This is a genomic window from Lysobacter sp. GQ73 (assembly GCF_059758755.1).
This window is the reverse complement of sequence record NZ_JCAXEE010000001.1, coordinates 151,388-178,251: the sequence shown is the minus strand read 5'-3', so window position 1 is coordinate 178,251 and position 26,864 is coordinate 151,388. Positions and strand designations below refer to the sequence as shown.

Genomic DNA, 26,864 nt, shown 5'->3' with positions numbered 1-26,864 from the left:
CCGCGCGCAGGCCCGAATTTCAAGAGCGGAAACGAAACGGGGCAGCGCTCCTTCGTTCCAGGCGGGACCCGGAAGCTGCCCCATCCTTCGCGCATCTATCTTGCGAGCGCCTGCCCGACGGGGGCTGGTCCCACGAGCATTCGCCTTGGACCGAAGCCCGCTCGCGCGAGCTTCGTCTTGCTTCCTATCTCGGCAAGCTTGCCCTTACCAAATCCGCACCCGCTTGTCCGGCGGCAGGTACATCGCATCGCCCGGCTTCACGTCGAACGCGCGGTACCACGGGTCGAAATTGCGCAACGGGCCGTTGGCGCGGTACTGCGAGGGCGAATGCGGGTTGGTCTTGATCTGGTTGAGCAGCGCTTCGTCGCGGTACTTGCCCTTCCAGATCTGGCCCCACGACAGGAAGAAGCGCTGGTCGCCGCTCAGGCCGTCGATGACCGGCGCCGGCTTGCCGCCGAGGCTGAGCTGGTAGGCGGTGTAGGCCATCGAAATGCCGCCGACGTCCCCGATGTTCTCGCCCATGGTCAGCGCGCCGTTGACGCATTGGCCCGGCAATGGGCAGAACGCGTCGTACTGGGCGCCGAGCGCCTGGGTGCGCTGCTCGAAGCCGGCGCGGTCGGCGTCGGTCCACCAGTTGCGCTGGATGCCGGCGTAGTCCGACTTGCTGCCCTGGTCGTCGAAGCCGTGGCCCATCTCGTGGCCGATCACCGCGCCGATGCCGCCGTAGTTCACCGCCGGGTCGGCGTTGAGATCGAAGAACGGCGCCTGCAGGATGCCGGCCGGGAACACGATCTCGTTGAAGGTCGAGTTGTAGTAGGCGTTGACCGTCTGCGGCGTCATGAACCACTCGTCGCGGTCCGGACGCGTGCCGATGCGACGGACCTGGTCGTTGCGGCCGTAACGGCGCAGTTGCATGACGTTGGCCATCAGGTCGCCCGGGACGATGGCGACGCTGCCGTAGTCGCGCCACTTGTCCGGATAACCGACCTTGGGACGGAAGCTGGCGAGCTTGCGGTAGGCCTCGGCCTTGGTGCCCTCGCCCATCCAGTCGATCTTCTCGATGTTGCTGCGCAGGGCCTTGCGCAGATTTTCCACCAAGGCCTGCATCGCCGCCTTGGCCTGCGGCGAGAAATGGCGCTCCACGTAGAGCTTGCCCATCGCGTCGCCGAGGCCGTCGCTGCCGGCCACCGTGGCCACTGCGCGCTTCCAATCGTCGCGCTGGGCCTTCTGGCCGCTGAGTACCGTGCCGGTGAAGGCGAACGAGGCATCGTCGATCTCGCGGCTCAGCAGCGGCGCGTTGTTGCGCACGGCATGGAAGCTCAGGTAATCGCGCCACACCGCCAAGGGCGTGGCCGCGATCGTGTCGAGCACCGGCTGCACCGCGCTCGGGGTGATGACGTTGACGCGGTCCAGCGCCGGCATGCCCTGCGCCTTGACCTGCGCGGCCCAGTCGTAGCCCGGGTATTGCTTGGCCAGCTCGGCGAAGCTGGCGACGTTGTAGGTCTTGTCGCGGTCGCGCAGCTTGGCGCGCTCCCACTGCGGCTTGGCCAGCTCGGTCTCCAGCGCCAGCACCGCCTGTGCGCGCGCCTTCGCATCGCTCACGCCGGCGAAACCGAGCATGCGCTCGATGTGGGCGAGGTAGGCGGTGCGGATGCCGACGAAGCGCGCATCCTGGTTGAGGTAGTAGTCGCGGTCCGGCAAGCCCAGGCCGCCGACGCGCAGGCCGACCAGGTACTGGTCCGGGTTCTTGCGGTCCAGGTCGACGCCGAAACGCAGCGGCGCGGTGGTGCCGTCGAGGTCGGTGTTGCCGAAGGCGGCGATCAGCGCGTCCTTCGAGTCGATCGCGGCGATGCGGTCGAGCACCGGCTGCAGCGGGCGGATGCCGGCGGCGTCGCGGGCGGCGCGGTCCATGTAGCTGGCGTAGTAGTCGCGCAGCTTCAGCGCGTCGCTGCCCGGTGCCAGATCCTTGCGTTGCTGCAGCGATTCGATGATTGCGTGCACCTGCGCCTCGGACTGGTCGCGCAGCATGTTGAACGAGCCGTACGAGGTCTCGTAGTCCTTCAGCTGATAGGTGTCGAGCCAGTGGCCGCTGACGTAGCGGTTGAAGTCGTCGCCGGGCTTGACCCGGGTGTCGCGCGAGGACAGGTCGACGCCGAAGCTGCCGAGCCGGGGCTGCCCCTTGCCTGCGGCGCCGGTCGCGGAGTCGGCGGCGTGGACGGACGGAACAGCCAGCGCGACGGCAAGCGCCAGGCCCAGGCTCAAACGTGAAGGCTTCATATGCGGTCCCCGCTGGAAAGGCCGCAGCCTAGCGCAGCCGGGCCCGGGCTGTCGTAGGCCGTTGGTTTGGGCCGCTCCATTAACGACACCACCGGGCCGCAGGCCATCCTGCCGAACCTCGGCGCTGCAAGCCCCCACGCGCCAGCGCCGCGCATTCCTAAAACCGAGCCGCGCGGCTCCCGGCAGCCTTCCTGGCTGCGATCGACCGGCCGCGTTATCGTTCCGTCCCACGAACGGGCATGCCCGCCCGTTCGGCGCTTGTTCTGGTCGATCCCCAAGGAAATACCCCGCCGTGCCGCATTACTCAGGTCCCCTGCTCACCCGCCCCGACGCCGACGCATTACTGGCCGCACGCGCCGGCGGCGCCGGCACCTGGACCGGTTCGCTGGACCTGGGGCGTTCGAGCGGCGAGGCAGGACTGGACGCAGAGACCTGGCGCTGGCGCGATCGGCATTATCCGTATCCGTCCAAGCTCAAGGACCGCACGATCTACCACTGGGACGGCGACGAGTTCGCGCCGGTGTCGCGCTTCTCCGGCTCGCTGATCAAGCTGGTGCCGACCGAATGGGGCGCGCCGACCTTCGAGATCGACGGCATCAAGATGCTGCCCACCTCCAAGGCCTCGCCGATCGACGACGCGCAGCGCAAGGTCGCCCTGGTCGAGCCGCGCGGCAAGGTCGTGCTGGACACCTGCGGCGGCCTGGGCTATTTCGCCGCCTGCTGCCTCGAAGCCGGCGCCGCCCGGATCCAGTCCTTCGAGAAGAACGAAGACGTGCTGTGGCTGCGCACCCTCAATCCCTGGTCGCCCGACCCGGAAGCGGCCACGAGCGGCGGCCGCCTGCAGTTGACCCATGCCGACGTTTCGCAGGCCATCGCCGGGATCGCCGATGCCTCGGTCGATGCCCTGCTCCACGACCCGCCGCGATTCGGCATCGCCGGCGAGTTGTATTCGCAAACCTTCTACGACCATCTCGCACGCGTGCTGCGCCGCGGCGGGCGCTTGTTCCACTACACCGGCAGCCCGAACAAACTCACCAGCGGCCGCGATGTCCCGCGCGAAGTGGCCAAGCGGCTCGACAAGGCCGGGTTCAAGGCCGAGCTGGCGCTGGATGGCGTGCTGGGCACCCGGCGCTGAGGCGGCCCAGGATCGAACAGGCGAAACCGGCGATCACGGCACCTCGCAACGCCAGATCGAATCGGCGAGCCAGAGGTTGGCGCGGGTGATGTGGTTATAGATCTCTTCCAACGGCGTGCCGCCCTGCGCCGTGCATTGGGCGACGGCATCGGCGCGCGCGTCTTCCAGCGCGATGCCGGGGTCGTAGCTCTGGCCGTGCCCGCTGACGGTGACGATGCCGGCGAAGGCCGCGCCCGACAGGGTCAGCCACAGCGCCGATGCGACGAGGACGGAGGCTCGCGTCATGCTCATGCTCCCGATACGGATTAGGACGCAAGCATTCGACCCGCGCCGTCCGCAGGCGACCGTGAAGATCGGGTAAGCGGAATGTAAAGCCTTGACCGAGCCGCCAGGCCTGCACCGGGTACTCAGCCGCCTGGCCTCGATGGGCGATTCGTCGAGCGGCTTGAGAGGCTATCGATCTACCCATGGCCGAGCGGGACCTCATAAAGACCGGCGCCAGCGCGCGGGGCTATCCGGGGCCTGGCGCTTGCGCGCCGGATCGGCCGCGCCTGCCCCTGCGCAGCCGCCACGAATACCGGCGGCACGGGTACGCCGGTTGCTGGAACCACCCTTGACGATGCTGGCGCCGGCGCCGGCATGACCGCCACGGCCATCGTCCGGCCCCTGCCCGGTACACCCTCTTCGCTGAGCCGTTCTTCGCCAGTTGTGAGTCTTCCGGCGAGATCGCGCGGCGGTCGCAGCCGGCTGCCCGGTTCGCAGCCCAGCCCTTGTACGTTGGCAAGTCGGGCGGTTAACGGCCTGACAGGCACTTGCATATCGTTTTTCGATATGTTTTATATTGCTTACCGATATGACAGAGGCAGCGTCCCATGACCCGCGCTCCGCACGCCTTAGCCCTGGCCCGCCCGTTGATCCGCGGCCTGATCCTCCTCAACGCCCTCTATGCCTTCGCTATCGCCGCGTTGCTGATCGCGACCCTGGTCGACCCGAAGCTGCTGTTCGAAGCCCTCGGCGTGGCTTACGAGCATCTGCACAATGCCTTGCGCGCGGTCATCGTGCTGGGCATCGTCGCTGCCTACCTCACTCATCGCGTGCTGCGCGCGCTGCTGGCGATCGTCGACAGCGTGCGCGACGGCGATCCCTTCATCGCCGGCAACAGCCGCCGGCTGCAGGCCATCGCCTGGTGGGTGCTGGCCGGCGAAGGCTTGCGCTTGCTGAACGGCAGCATCGTTTACGGCGCGTCGAAAGCCGCGCCGTCGCTAAAGATGGACATCGACGTCGGCTTCTCCTTCGCGCCGTGGCTGGCCGTGCTGCTGCTGTTCGTGCTAGCCCGCGTATTCGAGCAAGGCGCGCGCATGCGCAGCGACCTCGAAGGCACGGTGTAAACGATGGCCATCGTGATCCGCCTCGACGAGAAGCTGCACGAACGTCGCATGACTCTGACCGAACTGTCCGAGCGCGTCGACATCACGCTGGCGAACCTGTCGATCCTCAAGACCGGCAAGGCCAAGGCCATCCGTTTTTCCACCCTCGAAGCGATCTGCAGCGTGCTGGATTGCCAACCCGGCGATTTGCTTGCATTCGACCCGACCCAGGCGGCGCAGGAGTGAATGCGGCCGATGGCAGTGGGAATGAGTGTGGGTTCGGCTAGAAGGCCGGCGATGCGGATGCCGCCTGCCTTCATCCCGCGAAGGCGGGTATCCGGCAGTTACCTTCTTTAGCTACTCAAGCGCGCTGGCCCACAGGGTAGGAGCGACGCGAGTCGCGACCGCGCCATAGCCACGACGGCGCAACAATCCGGAGGCTGCGCGGTCGCGACTTACGTCGCTCCTACATAGGCAAGGCCTGCGCCGCAATGCGGCGAATCCCCCCGTGTAGGAGCGGCGTAAGCCGCGACCGCCGGCGCGCAGAAGCGGCAACGCCGATGCCCCACATCGAAGCAGTGTGGTCTTGCGAGGGTAGGAGCGACGCGAGTCGCGACCGCGCCATAGCCACGACGACGCAACAATCCGGAGGCTGCGCGGTCGCGACCTACATCGCTCCTGCCTAGGCGAAACCCGCAACGCAATACGGCGCATCCCTCTCCCTGTAGGAGCGGCGTAAGCCGCGACCGCCGGCGCGCAGAAGCGGCAACGCCGATGCCCCACATCGAAGCAGTGTGGTCTTGCGAGGGTAGGAGCGACGCGAGTCGCGACCGCGCCATAGCCACGACGACGCAACAATCCGGAGGCTGCGCGTCGCGACTTACGTCGCTCCTGCCTAGGCGAAACCCGCAACGCAATACGGCGCACCCCTCCCCCTGTAGGAGCGGCGTAAGCCGCGACCGCCGGCGCGCAGAAGCATCAAGGCCGACGTCACTCGTCGAAGCGGCACGGACGACAGAGCCGCTGCGACCGCATTTCGCGGTCGCGGCTTGCGCCGCTCCTACCCCGGCGAAAGCAAGGCGCTTCTACGAACGACGATAGCCTCGCCATCTTTGCGTGTCCCACGTCGCGGCTCACGCCGCTCCTACGGGGGAGGTCACCTCTCCGCCCCGGCAAGGCCCTCCATCCGTCACCGTCTCGATGCGCCGCACCACGTTGCTTCCGGTTCCAGCGTGCGCGGCGCTGCCAACCCATCACCCTGACACGTCCGCAAGCTGCACGAAGCGCCAATGCCGCCTTGCGACGCGCTCAAGCCGTGTGCGCGATCCCGGTTTGCGCACGTCAAAAATCGCGGCGAGCCGCGTCGTCGAAAGCGTGATCCGACTCAAGTCGAGGCACATAGCGCCCTGACTATGCTCGCCGCCGGATCGCCCGACGGTCCGCTCCGCACCGGCCGCGAAGCCCGGTCAGCGTGTCGCTTCGCATGACGATTCCTTCCATCCCTCCAGGATTTCTACTCATGCGCTCCAAGTTCCCGTCCGTGCCATCGAAGTCCGCCGCGCCGCTACTGCGCTTGTTGCTGCCGTGCCTGGCGATCGCGGCGATGCCCGCCGTCGCGCCGCTGGCTGCGCCGCCGTCGAACGCTCCCGCCCCGCAACCGGCCCTGTCCAAGCCGGCCAAGACCCAACTCGGCCGCTACGATTCGCGCGAGTACATCGAAGTCAAATTCGTCCGCGACAGCCAGGTGCGCCTGCAGGGCGGACGCCCGGTCTCGGCGAAGTACGGGCGACTGGCGGCGCTGGAGAGCCTGGCCAGCGGCGCCGGCCCGGTCGCGAACATGGAACCCTTGTTCCGCGCCGACGAGGCCACGCTCGCCGCGCTGGCCAAGAGCGCGCAGCCGCAGGCACAGAACGAGCAGCCCGACCTGAGCCAGTGGTTCCGCCTGAAAGTGCGGCCGGGCCAGGACATCCGACGGGTGATCGACGAACTCAACGCCATGAGCATCGTCGAGATCGCCTACCCGGCGGCGCTGCCGGTGCCGCTGCCGGCCTCGCCGGCGTATCACGATTATCAGTACTACAAACTGCCCGCGGCGCAGAACGGCATCGACAGCCAGTACGCCCGCACCCTCGCCGGCGGCGACGGCACCGGCGTGCGCGTGCTCGACATCGAGTACAGCTGGAACACCAGCCACGAAGACCTGTCCAAGCTGCGTCTCGCCGGTGCGCTGGTCGCCAACGGCACGCCGAGCGATCCGTTCAACGACAACAACCACGGCACCGCGGTGATGGGCGAACTGGTCGCCGACAACAACGGCATCGGCGTCACCGGCCTGGTCAGCGGCGCCAGCGCGCACTACACCAACGCCATGAACACCCAGCGCGGCTACGACTTGGCCAATGCCATTCTCACCGCCGCCAACGCCTTGCGCGCCGGCGACGTGATGCTGCTGGAACAACAGGCGGCCGGGCCGAGCGGCTGCAGCAACTACGTGCCGGTGGAATGGACGCCGTCGGTGTACGACGCCATCGTCGTGGCCACCAACAAGGGCGTGCACGTGGTCCAGGCCGGCGGCAACGGCAACATGAATCTCGACAACACCGCCTGCTTCGGCTCGCCGTTCCCGCGCAGCCGCCCGGACTCGGGTTCGATCATCGTCGGCGCCGGCGGCCCGCGCTCGACCGCCTGGTGCAGCGACACCGTCGCCGAACGCGCCAAGCAGCCGTTCTCGACCTACGGCCGCCGCGTCAACGTGCAGGCCTGGGGCCGCTGCGTCACCAGCACCGGCTACGGCGGCCTGTACAACGGCGGCGTCAACGCCCGCTATACCAAGACCTTCTCCGGCACCTCCAGCGCCTCGCCGATCGTCGCCGCGGCGGTGGTCGCGTTGTCGGGCATCGCCAAGCAACGCGGCATCACCCTCACCCCGCGGCAGATGCGCGACCTGCTGATGACCACCGGCACCCCGCAGACCGGCACCGGCGGCCAGATCGGCCCGCTGCCCGACCTGCGCGCGGCGATCGCGCGCCTCGGCACGATGCGCTGAGCCTCGGCGAGAGAAGGGCCGCACCCTTCGCTCGCGTTCCACGGAAGCGACGACTCAAGGGTAGGAGCGGCGCAAGCCGCGACCGCGAAACCGAAACTACGACGGATCTTTTGCCTGCGCGGTCGCGACTCGCCTCGCTCCTACCCCTTGGATCGTCGGCCTTTGCAGGAGCGGCGCAAGCCGCGACCGCGAAACCGGAACTACGACGGATCTTTCGGCTGCTCGGTCGCGACTCGCGTCGCTCCTACCCCTTGGATCGCCGGCCTTTGTAGGAGCGGCGTAAGCCGCGACCGCGAAACCGGAACTACGACGGATCTTTCGGCTGCTCGGTCGCGACTCACGTCGCTCCTACCCTTGGATCGCCGGCCTTTGTAGGAGCGGCGTAAGCCGCGACCGCGAAACCGGAACTACGACGGATCTTTCGGCTGCTCGGTCGCGACTCACGTCGCTCCTACAGGAAGCCCGGCTTTAAGGGGTAGGAGCGGCGCAAGCCGCGACCGCGCGGCTTCCAATCACTGCGGACACATCCCCATGCGATGACCGCACCAGCTCCCCTGCCTCGACCCGCAACAGCCGGTTCCCACAGGCGCTTGGCGCTAGACAGTCAGGGCCCCGCCCCTCCGTTCACGATTTTCATATTCGGAAACGGCCTTGACCGGACCGAAACCAAGCAATTCGTCCCAAATTCGAGGTAGGGGTGCCGCGCCGGGAACCCGTTCTAATCAGTGCGGCCCGGCCGAGCGCTTCAAGCCTGCCACTCCAGCGACCTGCCCCGGCCCCGCCGCCACTGTTGTCCGCATCCCTCTCTGTCTTAGGAGTTTTTGGATATGCGCAAGTTCAGTATGTCGGTTCTCGCTGCCACCGTAGCCATGACTGTGTCGGGTGCGGCCTTCGCCGCCGACGACCTCGCCCCCGCGTTGAAGTCGGCCATGCAGCGGGACCTGGGATTGTCGGGCACGCAGTTGGCCCAGTACCTGAAGACCGAACGCCTCGCCGCACAACAGGAAAAGACGCTGGAAAAGCAGCTCGGCCGCCATTTCGCCGGCGCCTGGCTCGAGCGCAAGGCCGACGGTTCGTTCGGCGTGGTCGCCGCCAGCACCTCGATCAAGGCCGCCAAGGCCGCCCCCGGCGTGGAAACCCGCCAGGCGCGCCATAGCCTGGCCGCGCTCAACGCAGCGAAGGGCCAACTCGACAGCCAGCTCGCGCGCAGCGGCAAGGCGCCCAAGGGCGTATACAGCTGGGCGGTGGACCTGCCGAGCAACAGCGTGACCGTGGGCGTGGCCCCGGGCGCGGAAGAGGCCGGCGTCGACTTCGTCGCGCGCAGCGGCCTGGATGCGAGCACCGTACGTTTCGAAACCCTGAGCGAAGCGCCGCAGCGCCGCATCGCCATCCAGGGCGGCCGCGGTTACCTGCGCGACCCGGGCGACGGCTACGTCTACGCCTGCTCGGTCGGTTTCCCGGTGACGAAGGGCACCACCCTGGGCTTCGCCACCGCCGGTCATTGCGGGGACACCGGCGAAGTCGTGTACCACGAGGTCTCGCAGTGGTCGCCGGGCGTGCGCCTGGGTTCGTTCGCTGCCTCGTCCATGCCCGACGGCAACCAGACCGGCCCGGACCGCGGCTGGGTCCAGGTCGACAACACCCACACCCTGTCGGCCAGCGTGTACGGCTACGGCAGCGGCGACGTCAACGTGGCCGGCAGTACCGAAGCCGCGGTCGGCGCCGCGCTGTGCCGTTCCGGCCGTACCAGCGGCTGGCGTTGCGGCGCCATCCGCAGCAAGAACATGACCGTGTCCTATGTCGACGACGCCGGCAACCCGGACGGCACCGTGACCGGCCTGACCCAGACCACCGCCTGCGCCGAAGGCGGCGACTCGGGCGGCTCGTACATCACCGGCGCCGGCCAGGCGCAGGGCGTGCTGTCGGGCGGCAGCGGCAGCTGCAAGGGCCGCCAGGGCCGCACCGGCGGCGGCAACAGCTACTTCACTCCGATCAACTCGATCCTCAGCACCTATGCCTTGACCTTGAAGACCACGCCGTAATCCATCGCGATTGCGTCAGGTGTCCGAGCGCCCCGGTTTTCCGGGGCGCTTTTTTTTGCCCGTCGCGGTTGCGGGGGGCGCTGGGAGGAGTGAGGAGTGAGGAGTAAGGAGTGAGGAGTGGGAAGTGCGCGACAAACTAGTAACTAGTTACTAAGAACCAGGAACCAGTAGCCGACGATGGGGTTCGACCGATAGGCGGAAACCGGTCGGCGATGCCGTCGAACAGCATAGCCGCGACAACGCGACACGAAAGATTAAAACGACGATTCCGCATCGAACGAAAGAAATCGAGTGTCACAACAAAGCGTGCGCAAACCGCTAGTTCCAGGATGTTCTCGCGATTTTCAAAACGTCCGTCGACAGAACCAACAAGGGCGTCTCATTTCGCGCGTAGGGCGAACAGACCGCGGCGCGTTCTAATCGGCGCGGCCCAGCGAAGCGCTGCATGCGAGACGCCGTCACGCATGAAAGCGTCGCCTCGACTGGACGCGAAGCCGCTGTACCCCCACTCGTCTATGGAGTTTCTGGAATGCGTAAGTTCAATCTCCCGATCGTCGCTGCCGCCGCAGCCATGTTCGTATCCGGTGCGGCCATCGCCGCCGACGATCTCGCGCCCGCGCTGAAGACCGCCATGCAGCGCGACCTGCGACTGTCCGGCCCGCAGTTGGTCCAATACCTCAAGGCCGAGCGCCTTGCCGCGCAGCAGGAAAAAACCCTCGCCAAGCGACTCGGCCGCCACTTCGCCGGCACCTGGCTCGAGCGCAAGGCCGACGGATCGTTCGGTGTCGTCGCCGCCAGCACCGCGAACAAGACCGCCCAGGCCGCGGCCGGCGTCGAAACCCGTCGCGCCCGCCACAGCCTCGCCGCGCTCAACGCCGCCAAGGCGCAGCTCGACGGCCTGCTCGACCGCAGCGCCAAGGCGCCGAAAGGCGTGTACAGCTGGTCGGTCGACCTGCCCAGCAACACCGTCACCGTCGGCGTCGCGCCGGGCGCGGAAGACGGCGGCGTCGATTTCGTCGCCCGCAGCGGTCTGGACGCCAGCGTGGTGCGCTTCGAAACCCTGAAGGACGCGCCGCAGCGCCGCATCGGCATCCAGGGCGGCCGCGGCGTGCTGCGCTATGTCGGCAACAACCGCATCGCGGCCTGCTCGATCGGTTTCTCGGTGACCAAGGGCAACAGTGCGGGCTACGCGACCGCCGGCCATTGCGGCGGCGTCGGCGAGGTCGTCTACGACGAAGTCTCGCCGTGGCAGCCGGGCGTGCGCGTGGGTACGTTCGCGGCATCGGCCATGCCGGACGACAACGCGCGCGGCCCCGACCGCGGCTGGGTGCGGGTCGACAACACCCACGTGCTGTCGGCCAGCGTCCATGGCTACGGCAACGGCGATGTCGCCGTGCGCGGCAGCACCGAAGCGGCCGTCGGCACCGCGGTGTGCCGTTCCGGCCGCACCACCGGTTGGCACTGCGGCACCATCCGCAGCAAGAACGTCACCGTGTCGTATGTCGACAATGACGGGAACCCGGACGGCACCGTGATCGGCCTGACCCGCACCACCGCCTGCGCCGAAGGCGGCGACTCCGGCGGCTCCTTCATCACTGCCGAAGGCCAGGGCCAGGGCGTGCTGTCGGGCGGCAGCGGCGACTGCGCCGGCGCCGCGGGCGACCACGGCGGCGGCAACAGCTACTTCACCCCGCTCAACTCGATCCTCAAGGCCTACACGCTGACTCTGCGCACCAGCCCGTAATCCATCACGGTTGCGACTATGGGTCGAACGCCCCGGAAGTTTCCGGGGCGTTTTTTATGGGACGCACTCACCTGCAACCCAAGGGGTAGGAGCGGCGCGAGCCGCGACCGCAGAGTTGCGGTCTCGCGTCGAACCTCACAGGTATCCGGCGCGGTCTCGGTTACACGGGAGTCCGGTGCGCGCTGGAAACCACGCGGTCGCGGCTCGCGCCGCTCCTACCCTTTGCAGACTCGGTTGCATGGGAATTCGGCGCGAGACAGCAGGGCCAAACGGAAACGCAAACGACGGCCGGACAGCCCGGCCGTCGTGTACCTAACCTCCGATCAGGGCTCGATCGTGATCGTCGGCGGACCGGCTTCGCCGCGCACCATCGTCGCAGCGCTGGCCACGGTCGGGGCCGTGCAGGTGCTGGTGTGGTCGATCGCATTGGTCGTCGCGCCATCCGCACCGACCAGGGTCGTGCGCCAACCGAAGGTCGCGGTGGGGACCGTACCGTTAGTCGTACACTTGAAGTTGAAGGTCAACGGTGAGGCGGTATTGCTGGTGTAGCTGCCGTTGTAGTCGCTGCAGCTCCAGCCGGAGGGACAGCTGATGATCTTGGTCTTGCGCTGCACCGTAAACTTCGGCACGCCCTTGTAGAACACCTGCGCCTGGAAACTGACGTTGTGCGGCCCCGACACGTTCGGAATGCTGTCCAGGCTAAAGGGTTCCTTCAACACCGACACGCCGAGCGCGGAGAAATGATCCACCGGCACGAAGTACAGGTCGTTATGGGTCGGCGTGCCCGCGCCGCCACGGCCGTGAACGATGCCGTAGGCGGTGTTGGTGCCGAATACCGGCCCGCCGCTGTCGCCGAAGTCGTTCATCACCTGGTTGCTGGCGTTGTGCACGCGGATGAAGGTGCCGACCACGCCGTTGTACATCGCCTGCGCATTCTTGTCGGCGACCTGTCCGCAGGTGTAGTTGGTGGTGATGCCGTTCTTGCAGGCCGTCGCGCCCAACGGCAGGTTGGCCGAGGTCGTTTCGCTGGTGATCGCCATCGTCGCCTGCGGCCCGCCGACCAGCTTGATCTCGTTGCTCTGCACCTGCGGCGTGCCGACGGTTTGTTTGTTCCACTGCAGGTCCAGCGAACCGCTGTTCTGCTCGCTCTGGAACGCCAGGGTCACGTTCGGGCTGCCGATGTAGGTCAGCGCATTGTCGCAGTGCCCGGCCGTGATCATGCCGAGTTCGCGCGTCGCATTGACCACGTTGAAGCCGCTGGTGCAGTTCATCGTCGTGCCGGTGACCTGATTGCCGCCGACCATGGCGGTAGGCGTCATCAGCGCCGGCACCTTGTGCAGCTTGATGTAATCGGCCACCGCGATCAGCCCGGACAGGCGCTTGGACGCGGTCGCGGTGTCCAGCACGAATAGATCGATTTGCGAGGTCTTCAGGTCGAGGCCCGACTCGAATGCGACCCCCGACTGGCTCAACTGGGCCGCCAGCTCCTCCTGCGCCCCGCGCAACAGTTCCAGCGGCCGCGGCGCCAGTTGCGCCACGAACAGCGGGTCCTTGGTGTAGCGCGCCAACAGCGCCTTCGGCGTCTTGGTGAACCGCACCACCACCCGATAGGCCGGCTGATGCTCGATGTACAGCCCGGCGAACGTCTCCGGCAACTCGCGCTGCAGCCGCTGCTCCAACTGTGCGATCTCCGCTACTTGCGCGGTCCGGCGTTTGGCTTCGGCCAACGGCACCTTGAACTGCTGCGCATACGACACCGCGATCGGGTCGCCGCCGGTTGGCTGCGCGTTGAGACCCAGCGAGAACAGCAAGCCGACGGCCAGCGCGGCGGGGGCGAGACGCGCGGAATGACGATATCCAGAATCCATGAGGCTAACGCTCCTTTGGTTGACGACAGGCAGGCGCCTGTCGCCCGACTTATAGCGTTCGTCGCACTGATGGGAAGCGGACACTGTCAAAAGTGACGTCGATTGTCGGTTGGCGAGGGAGCGAAACGGAACGAGCGTACCGGTTTGACAGAGACCTCTGGGTAGGAGCGGCGCGAGCCGCGACCGCGGAGTTGCGGCCTTGCGCCGGGTCCCCTGCAACCGAGCCCTCGCAGGATGTTGGTGAGGATCGGCGCGAGATCGCAGCGATGCGGTCGCGGCTCGCGCCGCTCCTACCCTGGCATGCGACGCCAAACCGCGGTTTCGTCGCGTGTCGGCGGCAGAGCCCACAAAAAACGCCGCCCGAAGGCGGCGTTTTTCGTCACGTAAACGGCTTTATTTGTTCTTCGGCACCTCCACCGTGTCCGAAGCCGCCACGTCGTTGCCCGAACCGTCCTGGGCGGTGTAGGTCGCGGTATAGATGCGGCCATTCCCGTTGCCGGCGCGCTCGCCGCGCAGGTCGAACTGCAGGTCGGGCGTGCCGATGGCGGCGTTCTGGATGTCGTTGACGGTGTCGCCGTCGGCATCGCCGTTGTCGGGCTCGTTGCTGGTCACGCTGGTCAGGACGTAACCGACGCCCGGGCAGTTGTCGCTGGCGACCACGCTGGCCCAGATCGGCACCATCTTGTGGTTCGGCGGCCACAGCTGGCTGGGATCGAGGCTGACCTCGATGGTCGGCGGGGTGTCGTCGACGATCTGCGCCAGCGCGGTGTCGTTGGTGGACAGGCCGCAGGCGTCCTGCGCGGTCACGCTGACGGTGAGTTGCGCCGGCGAGCCGGTCACATCCGACACCACCACGCTGCCGCTCACCCCGACCTGCGTAGACGTGATCTGCTGGATGTTGATGCTCGGCGTGCCCAAGGTGAAGTTATTCGCGCCCTTGATCAGGTCCACATCGACATCGCTGGCCAACACGCCGCAGGTATCGGTGGCCTGGGCGGTGAACTGCACGGTGAACCGGCATTGGTCGTCGACCGCGCCGCCGGCCGTGGCGACGGAAACCGCCGGTGCGGTGTTGCTGACGCTCAGGTCCTGGTCGTTGATGTCGAAGAAGATGTTGCCGACCGACTGCAGCTTGATGCGGTTGTCCGAACCCGATGCGCAGGGCACCACGAACGAACTCGCGCCGTCGTTGGCGGTGGAACCTATCAGAGTGGTGGCGAAGTTCTGCCCGCCGTCGCTGGAGAACAAGGCGCTGACCTGCGGTGCGATCGAGCCCCCGCCGACCTGCCAAGTCAACGGCACCGTGCATCCGGCGCTCAGGCTGCCGCCGTTCGGCGAAGTGATGAAGAACGGATCGCCCACCACCTGGATGTGCATGCCGTCGTAGGCCACGCCACCGCCGCCCATGCGGTTGTCGCGCGCGATCAGGCGGAAGTTCATCTCGCGATCGACCTGCGGCAGGATTTCGCCGGCGCGGGTCACGCCGTCGAGCAGGTCCTGCAGGTTCGGGATGATGCGCGAGCTGGACGCGCCCGGGGGCAGCGAACGCACCAGCGGGCCGTCGCCGGGGTCGGTGTTGATAGGCCGCTGGGTCACCGCGCGGTCGTACTGCTCCCAGTTGTAGGTCAGCGCATCGGCATCGGTCGCCGAGCCGCTCAGCTCGAACGGGGTCTGCCGCGGGATCGTGTAGTCCTCGCCGGCATTCACGCTCGGCGGCAGGTTGCTCGTGTTGACCAAGGTGCCGCAGGTGGCGCCGTCGCCGGTGAACACGTTGGTGACGATCTCGTCGAAACTGCGCGAGTGGAAGTACGAGCCGGCGCCGATCACCGAGGTGTCGACATCGTCCGTACCGCAGTTGCCGTTGTACGACATGCGGGTGGTGCCGCTGCCCGGCTCGTAGCCGCTTTCGCTGTCGCCGGCGAGGAACTCATTCAAAGTGCAACTGCCGTCCGCACCGGTGAAGGTGTGGCGCGCGCCGAGCTGGTGGCCGACTTCGTGCGCGAGCAGGCCGCTGGCGCTGTTGGCGCCGTTGTTGCCCATCTGCCCTGCCCCGCGCGCCTTGTGCAGGGTGTCGTTGGCGGTCTGGCAGACGACGTACCAGGCGCAACCGCTGGCCCCGTTGCCCGCGCGCGTGGCGAACAAAAAGCCCAGGTCGTAGTCCGCATCGTCCAGCACCACCTTGTTGTTGTCGCGATTGGCGTCGCGCAAGGTGCAGGGGCTTTGGGTATTGTCGAACGGGTCGGTGTCCGGGTCGCTGTAGATCACATCGTCGCTGGCATCGGCGATCACCAGGCGCACGCTGACCTCGGGCTCCAACACCGCATTGGCGCCGGCCAGGTCGGCGACGATGGACGACCACACATCGGCCAGGCCACCGCCCGCATCGCGGGCTTGGTAGAACTCGCCGGTGGTCGACGCCGCCAGCCGATAGATCCGCAACTGCGTGCCCGCCGAGACCTTGGCGTTCTGCTTGATCTGCGACACCAGCGCGGCCGAGAAGCGCGGCGGCACCGGCTCGTGATGGTGATCGTCGTCGCCCTGGTGGAAATCGTTGGCGCCGTCGGTGCGGTCCTGGTCGCGATAACTCAGGTACACGCGGCCGTTGGCGGTTTCGACCGGCTCGACGCGCAGGATGCCGTCGTCGGTCTGGCCCGAGATGAACACACCGCGCGTGCCGACCGTGATGTGGCCGGTGAAGCCTTCGCGCTCATCCTCGAACACGTAAGTCCTGATCTGCGGGAACTGCCCCGCCAGGTTCGGCCCCAGCAACTGGCTTTGCGCCAGCGCGATCTGCACGAACCCGCCGCTGGCACGCGGCAGATAGATCTGCGTCTGCGGCGGAATCGGCCCGAAGGTCTCGCGCGGCGTGCCGCGCAGGCGCGCTTCGAGCATCATCGCGTCCAGCGTCAGCGGCACATAGCCGGTCGGCGCCGGAAAGCGCTCGGGCAACTGCACCGCCGGCAGTGTTTGCCACATGCCGTCGGGCGAAGCCCCGCCGTTTACCAACATGGCCGCCGCAGCCAGCGGATTCGGCGCGAAGGCCGCACCCGCTGCGCCTGGCGAGCCGCCCGCGGCGGCGTCCTGATGCGTGTCCACGAACAAAGGCGCCGAGATCCGGCTCGCGAACGCGAGCGCAGCCAAACCCAACGCGATCAGAGAAACCGCGGCCCACCGCTTGGGGCCGCGCCGGAACGTCGAATGGGTAGTCATGACACAGGTCCTGGTCATTAGGGGATGCCCGCATAGCCCCCAGGGGCAGTCCAAGCGCTACACCGGCATGGGGGACAACGCGGGCGCAACGGGGTGTCGGACAGCTTCTGGGGCGCAGTCGCTCCGCGCCGCCTGTTCAGGCGATGAAAGGCAGCTATTCATGGCCGTCGCTCACAACCGATCCACTGGGCCATGCCGATCGCATCGAGGCCTCTGCCTCGACGGCCGAGGCGAGTGGCACCGGAAGAACCGCCTGAATGGCCGTTGCGTCGTGGCCGTAGGGGCGACAAGGTGGCGCCGATCGGCCGCCTATCCCGCGTCGCCGCGGCGCCCATCGGCCATCGAGCGGCCACGCGGCATCGCGCACCGTGCGCGACGGACGGCCCGCCGATCACGCCCCTTCCGTATTCGCTTCCAGCCTACCCGGAGCCGCCATGAAGCTTGCCGTTCTGCTTGCCCTGTTGACCGCACCGGCGTTTGCGACGGACCTTCCGCCCGACCTCGCCGAAGCGGTCGCCGCGTACGACCGCGCTCAGATCCGCAACGACACCGACGCCCTCACCCAACTGGTCGAAGACGACTACGTGCTGGTCAACTCCAACGCCTCCGTCGAGAACAAACAGCAGTTCCTCGCCGACTTCCATCTGCCGGGATTCAAGATCGAACCTTACGTATGGCAGGAGCGGGTACAGAAGGTCTGGGGCGACAGCGCCGTAATCGGCGGCCTGCTGCATCTGAGCTGGACCCAGGATGGCCGGCATCAGACCCGCAAGTTGCGGGTGTCGTATGTCTGGGCCAAACGCAACGGCCGCTGGCGTGCTACCTATGGCCAGGTCACCCGCGTCCCTGAGTGACCTGTGATCGCACGAATAGACCTTGGCCGCGCCGTGCTCGCCGCATCGCCAACCATGGAGCAGCTCAGAGGGTAGGAGCGGCGCAAGCCGCGACCGCGCGGCGTCAACGCGCGCCGTCACTATCAGGGCCTCGTCCAAACTTCCGAAAATCCAAACGCTTGCGCAACTCTCTGTTGCGCTTGCAACCCGGCCCGGCTTCGAGAACGCTAGCTGCCTCTCCGCGGAACCGGCCATGGCCCTGCTCAACTTCCAGATCCGGCTCGACACACGCACAGTCGGTTGCGCGACCCTGAGCGTGTTCCTCGTCGCCTGCAGTCCCGCTTCGGATATCTCGGCCGCGCCGTCTTCTGCCTCTTATACCGGCGAAGCCCCGCCCGCGGCAGCGTCCCATTCGGCTTCAGAACACCAGCGCCCTACCCGCATATCGACACTAGGGATTTACCGGGTTTCACCCCACCTAAGTGCTCAGCAAGTCGAGTCGATCGTCTTCGACTTGATCGGCAATATCCGCAGTAAGGCCGACCTGACCGAAGTGCGCTTCGAAGCGTTGACCGGGCTACGTCTGCATCGCTTGGACAGCCGTAACGCAGCCTACGCCAAAGGTACGACCAGCGAAGGATGGCGATTCGCCATCGGCATCGAGCGATTCGCTGTCGACGACGCCAGGCTCGAAATTGCGACGCTGCCCAAGAAGCAAGGCGACGGTAGCGGCCCTCTTACCTGCACGCTGCCCTTCGACAAGTTCCGAAATAAACTGGATGCCGCCAATTTCCGCAGCGACAGCTCGACCGGACTGCACGGCAAAGCGCCGAACTGGCGTTTCTCCAAGAACGAGCAAGTGGTCCACGTGGACCTTTACCCAACCGAGCCGCTCGATCGCGGCGGCATCGAGTGCATCGATCACATCTCGGTCGTGATCGACTGAGCCGTGAACTGATCCGATAGGCCGCAGCAAATGCGCAACTCCCAGTTGCTCTTGCAACCCGTCGCCAGTTCCATGACCCTAACGACATCTTTTCAGAACCGGCCCATGGCCCGACTCATTGCCCAGATCCATTTCGACGCACGCATATTCGGCTGCGCGATCTTGTGCTTGGGCCTCGTCGCCTGCGGCTCCCCAGCGGAGGTCTCGGCCACCACACCGCAGCCCGATCGATCCGATCAATCGACCTCGCTTTCCAGCCCCAAGGCTCAGCCTGTGAAAGACACACCCAATGCACCGGCCTCAGCGCCAAAGCTGAGCAAGAAAGAGTTCGAAGAAAAGTTGTTCGCCCTCATCCAGGGCATTCAAGCCCCAGACGATCTGAGCAAGGCGCGGGTCGAAGCGCTGACGCAACTTCCCTTAGTTGCTACCGAAGTCGACGGCACCTGGGACGCACAGGGATATCTTGAATCTGGCTCACCCTACTCCTTCGGCTTCAATCAGTACGCCCCCGACGACAAACGAGTAGTGATTCGCCTGCCAGATGAAAAGCAATACGACCCGCATCGGCGCCACTCATGCATATTCGCTTTGACTGGCCTGCACGACAAGCTGAAAACCATGGGCTACCAGTACAGCGAGTTCCCCGGGCCGCATAACAGGCCGCAAGCCTGGCAGTACTGGAAAGGCAGGCAATCGCTATTGGTGGACTACACCTACCGGCCAAAGCCCGAAGACAATGAGGCCGCCTGCGTGTATGCCGTCACGATCGAGATGATTATTGAGGACTGATCTATTTTCGGCTTTCGGCCCGAACCGCGTTCGTCCGAGCCTCATCGAAAGGCCCATCCCAACCAAGAGAGATGACGTGAATCTCAATCACCTAACCGCAGCAGCCGCCATTGCGATACTGAGCTTAGTAGGCTGCCAGAAAGGAACCGCCGCGGTTGAAAGTCCGGCCGGCTCAAAGCCTGGCACCGAACGTGTCGCACCTAGCCAGTCCAGCGACATGCTCGCTAGCGCCGAGCTGTTCGCGAGCGACAAGGGCCATGATTGGTCGGCGTATAGCGCCCTGCCCCAAATCAAATGGATCGACCCGTCGCCGAAAGAGTACGTCCCCGGCCGCTACTCACAGCACGGGAAAATTTTGCTGCTCGGGTTCTCGGTCAAAGAGGTGCCGAACGGCAGGCCTGGACCGGATTACGCGACCACGAAAAGAAACGAAGGCGAGTCGACCCTATCCATCAACGGGTCGCAGGCTGCCGTCGAGTCCATCTCGATCAGCAAGCCCTTCTATTCGGACGATTACCTCGACGTCCTCAAGAAACAGTTCGGCGCCGCGGCTGAAGTCTCCACGATCGCCGATGAATGCGCTCCGGGAGAGGCTGAAGAGGGCGCAGGAAATGGCGCGTTCTTCACTGTCTCGATCGCGGGGCGGAACAAGATTTATGTGCAGGCCAGTCAGCAAGACGGCGGCAAATACACCGCCGGCTTCACGGTATTCGACCTGACACGGACCCGACCGAGCGAGGTCATGGCCCAACTGAAGTGCAAGCAGCACCAGTGATCAACCATCAAGGAGCAGGAACATGGCAGGGACGCGTAGGCAAGAACGAGCCGTACTGACGGCCAATCAGTATGCTCAGGGCAATATCGAAGGGTTAAGCGACTATTCCACTCGGAGACTGGTGGCTTCAACCGTCTTGACCGAGAGCAATGGCGGCGACCTGGGCATCATCAACGGTGCGGGTTACGTCGGACGATATCAGGCGGGCGCTACCTGGCTGGCCGATGCGGGCTACGTCGACGCGGATAAGGTCAGAGCGGCGATGTCGGGGTATCGCAGAGAGTGGACCTGGGCCGAGTCGGGAGGCATGACCCGCTTCCTGGAAGATGCTTCCAACTGGAAAGACGGTTTGAGCCTCGACCAGTACAAAGCCTCCGCCGACTTGCAGGATCAAGCGTTCAAACGCAACAGCGACGCCGCTTATCGCACCGCCATGAGGCAGGGAGTGCTCGTTGAGGGTGACTCCGAAGAGCACATCGCGGGTTTCCTGAAAGCGCGGCATATCGCCGGATATGGCGGGGCCGTGAAAGTCGTCCAGGGCAAGCAGGCCGCGACGGACGACTACGGAACCAGCAGCTACGACTATTACAACGATATAGCACTCAATCGCGACGGACTCGACCAACTGCTGATCATCGAGGAACGGTTCAAAGGCATTCCCTACCAACTACCTGTCGAGAATGAGCTACGTCCGGGCGAAGCCAATCTTTCCGTAAAAGCGTTACAGGAAAATCTGAAGCTGGTCGGCGCGGTCGATGCCAACGGCGGAGCGCTGCAAGCCGACGGAGACTATGGGAAGAGCACGCGAGAAGCTGTTTCCCTGTTCCAGGAGCGCAACAACCTCCCAGCTACCGGCACAGCCGACATTGCGACGCTAACGACGTTGCGAACGCACGCCGCGGCACTCTCAGCGACACCGGACTTCCAGCAGGTCGCCGAGCGCTTTCAACCACCCGGCTATCGAAACGATTGGATGCAGCCGAACGACCAAGGCTTGCCGTCGTACTTACAGGCCCCTACCTCCACAGCCAGCACTCGCCAACCACGCGATGCGATGGCCGACGGCAGCTTGAAAGTCGGCGAGCAAGGTCAGGAAGTCGCAAAGTTGCAGGAGAATCTGATCCAGCTCGGAATCAATGACCGGATCAAACAGCCGATCACCGCGGATGGCGTTTTTGGCCCGGCCACTCAGCGAGCAGTACAGGCCTTTCAACTTTGGCATGGCACTGAGCAGGCCAACGGAGTCGCAGATCGGCAGACGCTCGCAGCGATCAGCACCCAGGCCGGGCTGGCCATCGTCCAACGAGCGGCGGACCAGGTCTCCGACCGCCCCGCCCGCGACTTCGCCGCCAACGTCAATCTTGGCAGGCGGATCGATCCCGAGTCGGCTGCCGATCGCTACGAGGCGAGCCGCGCACCCCATGCAGCCCCCCTTTCCCCAGCCCCAGCCTCGCAAGCCCCTGCCCCGATCAGCCCGGTTTCATCGCCAGCACGCATCGACCCCGCACCGACACCCTCACGGCTAGCGCCCGAGGATCAGGCCATGTTCGACAAGATCCGACAGAACGTGCCTGCGCAGGTGGCTGACGAGAAAGTGGCGCAAGCGATGCTCCAAGCCAAGCAGAACGGCATTCCCGATGCTGGTCGCATCGGCCGCATCGGAGTTGTAGATGGAACCCTGTGGGTCGCGGGTGTCGTACCGGGATTCCACGCGGGTGTGTCCACATCCGAACCGGCACCGCCGATGCAGGACACCTTGCGTGCGAACCAATCCTTCAATCAAGACCGCGACCAACAACACGCGCAAAACCTAGCCCAACGTTCGCAGGAAGACCCGAGCCGCGGCCCAAGACAGTAAGGCCGTATCCGAGTTCACCTAAAGCCCCCCGCAACGGGTCGTCCCAGGCGAGCGACCACTTTGATTGCCATGGCAAGGAAGCCGAATCGGCCCTCCATCCACGGCAACTAAGGGCCGCGAAAACGCCTAGCGCCGCATCGCGCCGGACAGAAGGACCGTCCGGCCTTGGGCCGACGGAACCGCGGACAGCAGAGCTAAGGCAACCGCCGACGCGTCGATGGGTTTGTAGTTCGCGGGGATCAGGAACCCCACTGCCTTGCCGAGCGCAGCCCCCAGCACCTCGCCCTGCCGGGTCGGTTGCCCGAGCACCTCGCGATCCCCCAGCAACAACGATGGGCGGGCAAAGACCATGCCTTCGAACGGCATCGCCGCCAAGGCGTCCTCCAGCTCGCCCTTTACCCGGCTATAGAAGACCTTCGACTTGGCATCGGCGCCCATCGCACTCACCAAGCCGACCCGCTTTGCGCCAGCGGCCAAGGCTGCCGTCGCCACCGCCAGGTTGGCGTCGTAGTCGACGGCACGAAACGCCGTCTGGCTGCCCGCGACCTTAATCGTCGTACCCAGGGCCAGATACACCTCTTCCGCGTGCGGCAGATCAGGCAGTGCGGCGAAGTCGACGACGTGCGCCATCAGCTTGGGATGCTGCTCGGCCGGCATTCTGCGGCCGAGGCTATGCACCGCGGCGACACTCGGGTCGGCCAGCAGCCCGGACAGAAGCTCCCTGCCTACCAGGCCGGTTACGCCTGCGACGATGACGGTGCGGCTTGCCATGACGAACTCCCATCGAGCGAGTTGGGATTCTGCTCAGGTCTCAGCTTAGCCGCCCGGAGCGACGGAATACTGCACTCACTTAGAGCAGAACGAACTACAGCTCGGATGGGCTGACAGCCTGGGATATCCGGTCCAAGTCGTCGGCCAAGCGATCAAAGCAATGAGCTAGCGCCTGCGCCGAGAGATAGACCACATCGGGACCGCCCTCGCCTTGCGGCTCAGTGAGCTGGGCCAGCAAACGCAATTGGTCCCGAGTTTGGATGAGTGCCTGGACGGCAGTCGTCGGCAGCGAATAGCAGTGTGACGTTGGATGGGCAACGGAGTTTGCACTTTCCATATTGGCGCACCATTCTTTCGATAGGCGAACACTACAAGTGCATCGGCGATATTCAAAAATAGAATAACCGGCGCGAACAAAATGAGACGCTCAAAATTAGAACAAAGTTGGGTTCATTTTTTCTCTCAATGAACACGCATCATTTTCCCAGTGCTGGATCGCGAATACTGCCCTCAAAAAAATTAACCTAGAGAGCATTGTAGTAGTCGATCAATTCGAAAAGCAACTTCCGCCCCGGAGAACGCTGCCCTAACTCTTTGGAAAATGCGACAGCTTCCATGAGAGAAACATGGCACGCTCTCCGCGGCTCTTTACGCCACACGTGATACTTCATAAGCAACTCAAATTGCCCGATAGACCGGTTCAACAAATAATCGTCAATATCTAGCGCAACGTCATGGAGCACTCTCAGCCAAGCCTTAGCGCGCTTCTCGCTGATCCGACAGGAATTCCCAAGATCTCCTCTCAACAATGTCCAAACAGAGGGAATCTCCCGACCGAACGAATGCCCAACTTGGTTTCGAATCTTACGTATAGCCTCAAGCTCAGAAAGATGAAACTTCAATTTGGGCGGCACATTACCAAAAAGACCACGGAATGATTTTGACCTAGCACCCCAGTCCCCCTTAACACATCCAACAATCGCACTATCAATATCGCTTGAAACTCCGAGCTTCAGAAGCTTCACACCATCAACAAGTCGCGGCGCTCCACGCGCCCCGAAGGGATCAGATAGCAGGGCTAGGGAAGTCACAGAGCGGACATAGAGTTCAAAATAAGATGCTGCTGACATGACAATACCTAGTCGGACCCAATTCTGAAAATCTTTGAAGTGGGTTGCCCACAAAGGCATTGTGTTGGCTAATCGGAAGACGTCAGGACCGCCCGCATTGAAGACCTGTACAGGTGAGGGATTCATTGAGTGCCGAGCCAGGTAACTTCCATAAGACGCGACAGGTACAAATGACCAATAGAGGTCATTCAGCTCAGTGTGGTGCCGCTTAAACTCTTCGAAAGCAAATGTTGATCGCCCCGCTACTACCCAACGGTGGAATGCCATTTCTATTCAGCCATTTTTACATTAATCGGGCGATCAACGAACGGGAAAGGAGTTCCATTAGCCACGCTTTCAAGCACTATTCGCATTTCGCGAGGGACATCCTCAAAATGCATCGATCTCGCAACAAGACCTGCATTCAATGAGACTCCAAACTGGTCCTGTGCCCAGCGAGCGATTTGAGAGAAAACGTATTTTCCCGGCACAACCCCAATTCGGGAATCTGGTTCGCCCCAGCGCCGCTTGAGCTCATGCCTGGCAATCTTGTTTGTTCTTCCCGCCCCAAGTGAGCGATCGTCTAGCGCAAACTCCCCAACCATGCCGTCAAAAACCTCTTCCTCAAGATCATTAACCAGCCGCATAAGCTCAGCGTCGATCTCATCAATAGATGGCACTTTAGTGCGCTTTGCAAGCCGGGCGACTATAGCGCGATGAATAGCTTTAGGAACAAGGAGATAATTCTCAATTTCCTTTCTCCTCCAAATATGCAATTCAATCCCCGCTTCAGCAGCCTGCTTATATTTTTTTAAAATTTGCTGCTCGGTATGATAATCAGAGTCAAGTATGCAGTAGACTCGAATCCTCTCCCCTCCGGCATTGCGCAAGAACAAGGACGACCCAAGGGCATTAGCAAAGCCATTCCAACCACCAATGGACATGTGAGGCATGTAGGCTAAGCCATCTCGATCAGAAACAAAAATAACGTCAAAAAAATCCGATAACAACCCGAATTCGCCGCCCTCAACCAGCAAACATTTTCGTGAATGCCATAGTTTCGCCAACTGCAAATTATGGGCACTGCCAACATGATCGAGCACCCTTTGGACAGCAGGAAAAGTACCTGCAAAAGCAGAACATCGCTGTCTATCAAGAACCAGCACATCCTCCGGCTCGACCTCAGCCATGACTTCAACAGAGTGAGTCGTCACGACGACCTGGCTGTCTCGCAACAGAAGGTGCCGCATTAATCTACGCTGCAAGTCCGGATGCATATAAACATCTGGCTCATCTAAAATTACCACCGCATGCAAATTAACTCTCGAGAGAAACCACATAGTTTGCAACCACATCTGAAGCCCATGCCCCATATTAGCAACTTCTGTAACGTAGTCATTCGCTCTAATTAATAGCGAGAACTCGGCCTTATCCCCCTCCCTAAAGAGATTTAGGTCACGCACGTCGAGTCCCGGCCATGTATCCTGGGACAATTGCCTGAATTTGTCGAAATTACCCTTAAACAAGTGCAACTGATTTCTGAAATGACGGGAAGCAAGTGCTGACGAGAGATTTCGCCTCACATATTCAGGATTACGTAAAGACTCCGACCTCTCCAATGGCCCAACCTGAGGCATTATCTCAACCCCATCCACCCCTAGGCCATCGATTTTACCTCGCGAGGAAATGACTCCACCCTTTCCATCCAAAAGCACCGCATGAACCTCGGCACCCTCGCCCACATATATCTTTAAAGACGCCGAGGAAGAGAAGGTTGCTATAATTTGCGCAGGCGCCTCACCATATCTATGAAATAGGTTTTCGCCATTGAACTCTATGCCAGCGAGAGACGGATTGATACCCACCTCCCTAGCAGGTAAATCAGCCCAAGCCGGTGGCTTTTTAAATGCCATAGTTCTGAGGCGACTAGAAACTATAGAAACAATCCTAAGCGCGTCGACTAATGTCGATTTTCCTGCGTTATTCTTTCCCACCACAACGGTTCGACGACGCAGAGGGATCAAATGATTGTCAAAACAACGAAAATTCTGCAGCCTGATCTCGGTCAACATTTTTCACCCTTTGTTCTAGACCAGGAAAACTCCACCGCACGGGCTATTCATCGCTTTGCAATGATTGAAATTAACGTCGCACGCACTCCAAGCCACAACGAAAAATACCCAGGTCTCCGGCCATCTCTGGCATCCTTTAGCGGCTTGAGTAGATAACCACGAATCCTAGACCGCTATCGTCTGGCGGTGGTCATTGTCGCGAATCACCTCACGCAATCACTCCAGGGGTGCTCCACATCGGAATATGCTGATTCCGTACCTGCTACTGCGTCCTCGCTCTGTAGCAATATTGCGTCCCGCGCACCTTGCGTGAAGTGCAATGTCTCCGTCGACAGAACTTTCATCACCTGCCACAAAGCTCTCATCAACCTCTATGTTTGGAGCGTCCACGAGCCGCTCCTTTGGATAAGAAACATGGATGCCAGATCTTTCCGCAACGCATTAGAGAGATTTCATGGCGAGGAACGGTTTACGAAGTTCGTCCTCAGGGGCGCTGTTCCGCGCTTGCTGTACCAGCAGGAGCGCGAGTGGGAGCGCTTCGTCGAGGCACACCCAGAATTCGCCCCCGCATTTACGCAACTGGACGTGCTACTCCGATTTTGTGTGTTGCACGGAGAAGATCTGCTGCACGACCACATAGAAGTTTTCCACGGCACTGCCCGATACGACGATGCATACATGGCCGAACGCCAGCGCCTCTTCCCGTATACCAATGCACCGCCATACATCACACAGGGCCTGCCTTACACAGGGGATACCATTGCCGTGTGGTACTGCCCGCGCTGTCGTCAGCTCGCTTCTCGATTCAAGTTTGTCCGCGAGACTGAATGACACACCTCTACTGCTGGGGCAAGCCAAGAACATCAGTTTATCCTTCGCATTCGTTCTATCGCATGAAGGCTTCGAGGGTATCTCGAAGCGCCCATATCGCGTCATCGAACCGCTGAACGCGTGATTGAGGCTCGGCAAAGTTATTCAGAACCTCTTGCAGCCGCGCAAGGTGTTCGGGATAGCCCTTAAGC

20 protein-coding genes are annotated in these 26,864 nt (G+C 63.5%); 12 read left to right on the top strand and 8 right to left on the bottom strand.

Annotation, left to right across the window (positions count from 1 at the left end):
- Nucleotides 1-204: 204 nt before the first annotated feature.
- Nucleotides 205-2,277 (bottom strand): M13 family metallopeptidase, encoded by a 2,073-nt coding sequence (locus AC6CH2_RS00720; RefSeq protein WP_498267502.1) that lies wholly within the window; start codon nucleotides 2,275-2,277, stop codon nucleotides 205-207.
- Between the two features lie 292 nt (nucleotides 2,278-2,569).
- On the opposite strand from AC6CH2_RS00720, the gene AC6CH2_RS00715 reads away from it, so the two are divergent.
- On the top strand, nucleotides 2,570-3,412 hold the full coding sequence (locus tag AC6CH2_RS00715; protein WP_498267501.1) for a class I SAM-dependent methyltransferase: 843 nt from the start codon (nucleotides 2,570-2,572) through the stop codon (nucleotides 3,410-3,412).
- A 33-nt stretch (nucleotides 3,413-3,445) separates the two neighbouring features.
- Here AC6CH2_RS00715 and AC6CH2_RS00710 read toward each other — a convergent pair whose 3' ends face one another.
- Complete coding sequence (locus AC6CH2_RS00710) at nucleotides 3,446-3,697, bottom strand: hypothetical protein (protein ID WP_498267500.1); 252 nt, start codon at nucleotides 3,695-3,697, stop codon at nucleotides 3,446-3,448.
- A gap of 587 nt (nucleotides 3,698-4,284) precedes the next feature.
- On the opposite strand from AC6CH2_RS00710, the gene AC6CH2_RS00705 reads away from it, so the two are divergent.
- The 5 genes from AC6CH2_RS00705 (at nucleotide 4,285) to AC6CH2_RS00685 (ending at nucleotide 11,611) form a co-directional block, all read left to right on the top strand.
- Entirely contained in the window at nucleotides 4,285-4,800 is a 516-nt protein-coding gene (locus AC6CH2_RS00705; RefSeq protein WP_498267499.1) for a DUF2975 domain-containing protein, read from the top strand.
- A 3-nt stretch (nucleotides 4,801-4,803) separates the two neighbouring features.
- Nucleotides 4,804-5,025 (top strand): helix-turn-helix domain-containing protein, encoded by a 222-nt coding sequence (locus tag AC6CH2_RS00700; protein WP_441330691.1) that lies wholly within the window; start codon nucleotides 4,804-4,806, stop codon nucleotides 5,023-5,025.
- Between the two features lie 1,273 nt (nucleotides 5,026-6,298).
- Nucleotides 6,299-7,825 carry a S8 family serine peptidase gene (locus AC6CH2_RS00695; protein WP_498267498.1) on the top strand — a complete coding sequence of 509 codons (1,527 nt, stop codon included), beginning with the start codon at nucleotides 6,299-6,301 and terminating at the stop codon, nucleotides 7,823-7,825.
- Nucleotides 7,826-8,652: 827 nt separating this feature from the next.
- Nucleotides 8,653-9,867 (top strand): S1 family peptidase, encoded by a 1,215-nt coding sequence (locus AC6CH2_RS00690; protein ID WP_498267497.1) that lies wholly within the window; start codon nucleotides 8,653-8,655, stop codon nucleotides 9,865-9,867.
- A 529-nt stretch (nucleotides 9,868-10,396) separates the two neighbouring features.
- Complete coding sequence (locus AC6CH2_RS00685) at nucleotides 10,397-11,611, top strand: S1 family peptidase (RefSeq protein WP_498267496.1); 1,215 nt, start codon at nucleotides 10,397-10,399, stop codon at nucleotides 11,609-11,611.
- Nucleotides 11,612-11,934: 323 nt separating this feature from the next.
- On the opposite strand, the gene AC6CH2_RS00680 is transcribed toward AC6CH2_RS00685, so the two are convergent.
- Both AC6CH2_RS00680 and AC6CH2_RS00675 read right to left on the bottom strand, forming a co-directional pair.
- Nucleotides 11,935-13,479, bottom strand: a complete 1,545-nt coding sequence (locus AC6CH2_RS00680) for a S1 family peptidase (RefSeq protein ID WP_498267495.1) — start codon at nucleotides 13,477-13,479, stop codon at nucleotides 11,935-11,937.
- Between the two features lie 393 nt (nucleotides 13,480-13,872).
- Nucleotides 13,873-16,455 (bottom strand): reprolysin-like metallopeptidase, encoded by a 2,583-nt coding sequence (locus AC6CH2_RS00675; protein ID WP_498267494.1) that lies wholly within the window; start codon nucleotides 16,453-16,455, stop codon nucleotides 13,873-13,875.
- 668 nt (nucleotides 16,456-17,123) lie between these two features.
- On the opposite strand from AC6CH2_RS00675, the gene AC6CH2_RS00670 reads away from it, so the two are divergent.
- From AC6CH2_RS00670 to AC6CH2_RS00650, 5 genes are all read left to right on the top strand, one after another.
- A complete protein-coding gene (locus tag AC6CH2_RS00670) occupies nucleotides 17,124-17,543 on the top strand; it encodes a nuclear transport factor 2 family protein (RefSeq protein ID WP_498267493.1) in 420 nt (139 codons plus the stop codon).
- A gap of 232 nt (nucleotides 17,544-17,775) precedes the next feature.
- Nucleotides 17,776-18,468, top strand: coding sequence for a hypothetical protein (locus tag AC6CH2_RS00665; RefSeq protein WP_498267492.1), 693 nt, complete (start codon nucleotides 17,776-17,778; stop codon nucleotides 18,466-18,468).
- A 105-nt stretch (nucleotides 18,469-18,573) separates the two neighbouring features.
- Nucleotides 18,574-19,257: a hypothetical protein gene (locus AC6CH2_RS00660; protein WP_498267491.1), complete on the top strand. Its 684-nt coding sequence runs from the start codon at nucleotides 18,574-18,576 to the stop codon at nucleotides 19,255-19,257.
- Between the two features lie 76 nt (nucleotides 19,258-19,333).
- Nucleotides 19,334-20,032 carry a hypothetical protein gene (locus AC6CH2_RS00655; RefSeq protein WP_498267490.1) on the top strand — a complete coding sequence of 233 codons (699 nt, stop codon included), beginning with the start codon at nucleotides 19,334-19,336 and terminating at the stop codon, nucleotides 20,030-20,032.
- Nucleotides 20,033-20,054: 22 nt separating this feature from the next.
- Nucleotides 20,055-21,890 carry a peptidoglycan-binding domain-containing protein gene (locus tag AC6CH2_RS00650; RefSeq protein ID WP_498267489.1) on the top strand — a complete coding sequence of 612 codons (1,836 nt, stop codon included), beginning with the start codon at nucleotides 20,055-20,057 and terminating at the stop codon, nucleotides 21,888-21,890.
- Between the two features lie 126 nt (nucleotides 21,891-22,016).
- On the opposite strand, the gene AC6CH2_RS00645 is transcribed toward AC6CH2_RS00650, so the two are convergent.
- The 4 genes from AC6CH2_RS00645 to AC6CH2_RS00630 form a co-directional block, all read right to left on the bottom strand.
- Nucleotides 22,017-22,661: a Rossmann-fold NAD(P)-binding domain-containing protein gene (locus AC6CH2_RS00645; protein ID WP_498267488.1), complete on the bottom strand. Its 645-nt coding sequence runs from the start codon at nucleotides 22,659-22,661 to the stop codon at nucleotides 22,017-22,019.
- Nucleotides 22,662-22,755: 94 nt separating this feature from the next.
- Nucleotides 22,756-22,998: an XAC0095 family protein gene (locus tag AC6CH2_RS00640; RefSeq protein ID WP_498267487.1), complete on the bottom strand. Its 243-nt coding sequence runs from the start codon at nucleotides 22,996-22,998 to the stop codon at nucleotides 22,756-22,758.
- 187 nt (nucleotides 22,999-23,185) lie between these two features.
- Complete coding sequence (locus AC6CH2_RS00635) at nucleotides 23,186-24,058, bottom strand: hypothetical protein (protein ID WP_498267486.1); 873 nt, start codon at nucleotides 24,056-24,058, stop codon at nucleotides 23,186-23,188.
- A 2-nt stretch (nucleotides 24,059-24,060) separates the two neighbouring features.
- A complete protein-coding gene (locus AC6CH2_RS00630; protein WP_498267485.1) occupies nucleotides 24,061-25,842 on the bottom strand; it encodes an ATP-dependent nuclease in 1,782 nt (593 codons plus the stop codon).
- Between the two features lie 414 nt (nucleotides 25,843-26,256).
- Here AC6CH2_RS00630 and AC6CH2_RS00625 point away from each other — a divergent pair, with 414 nt between their 5' ends.
- Nucleotides 26,257-26,673 carry a hypothetical protein gene (locus AC6CH2_RS00625; RefSeq protein WP_498267484.1) on the top strand — a complete coding sequence of 139 codons (417 nt, stop codon included), beginning with the start codon at nucleotides 26,257-26,259 and terminating at the stop codon, nucleotides 26,671-26,673.
- Nucleotides 26,674-26,864: the final 191 nt, after the last annotated feature.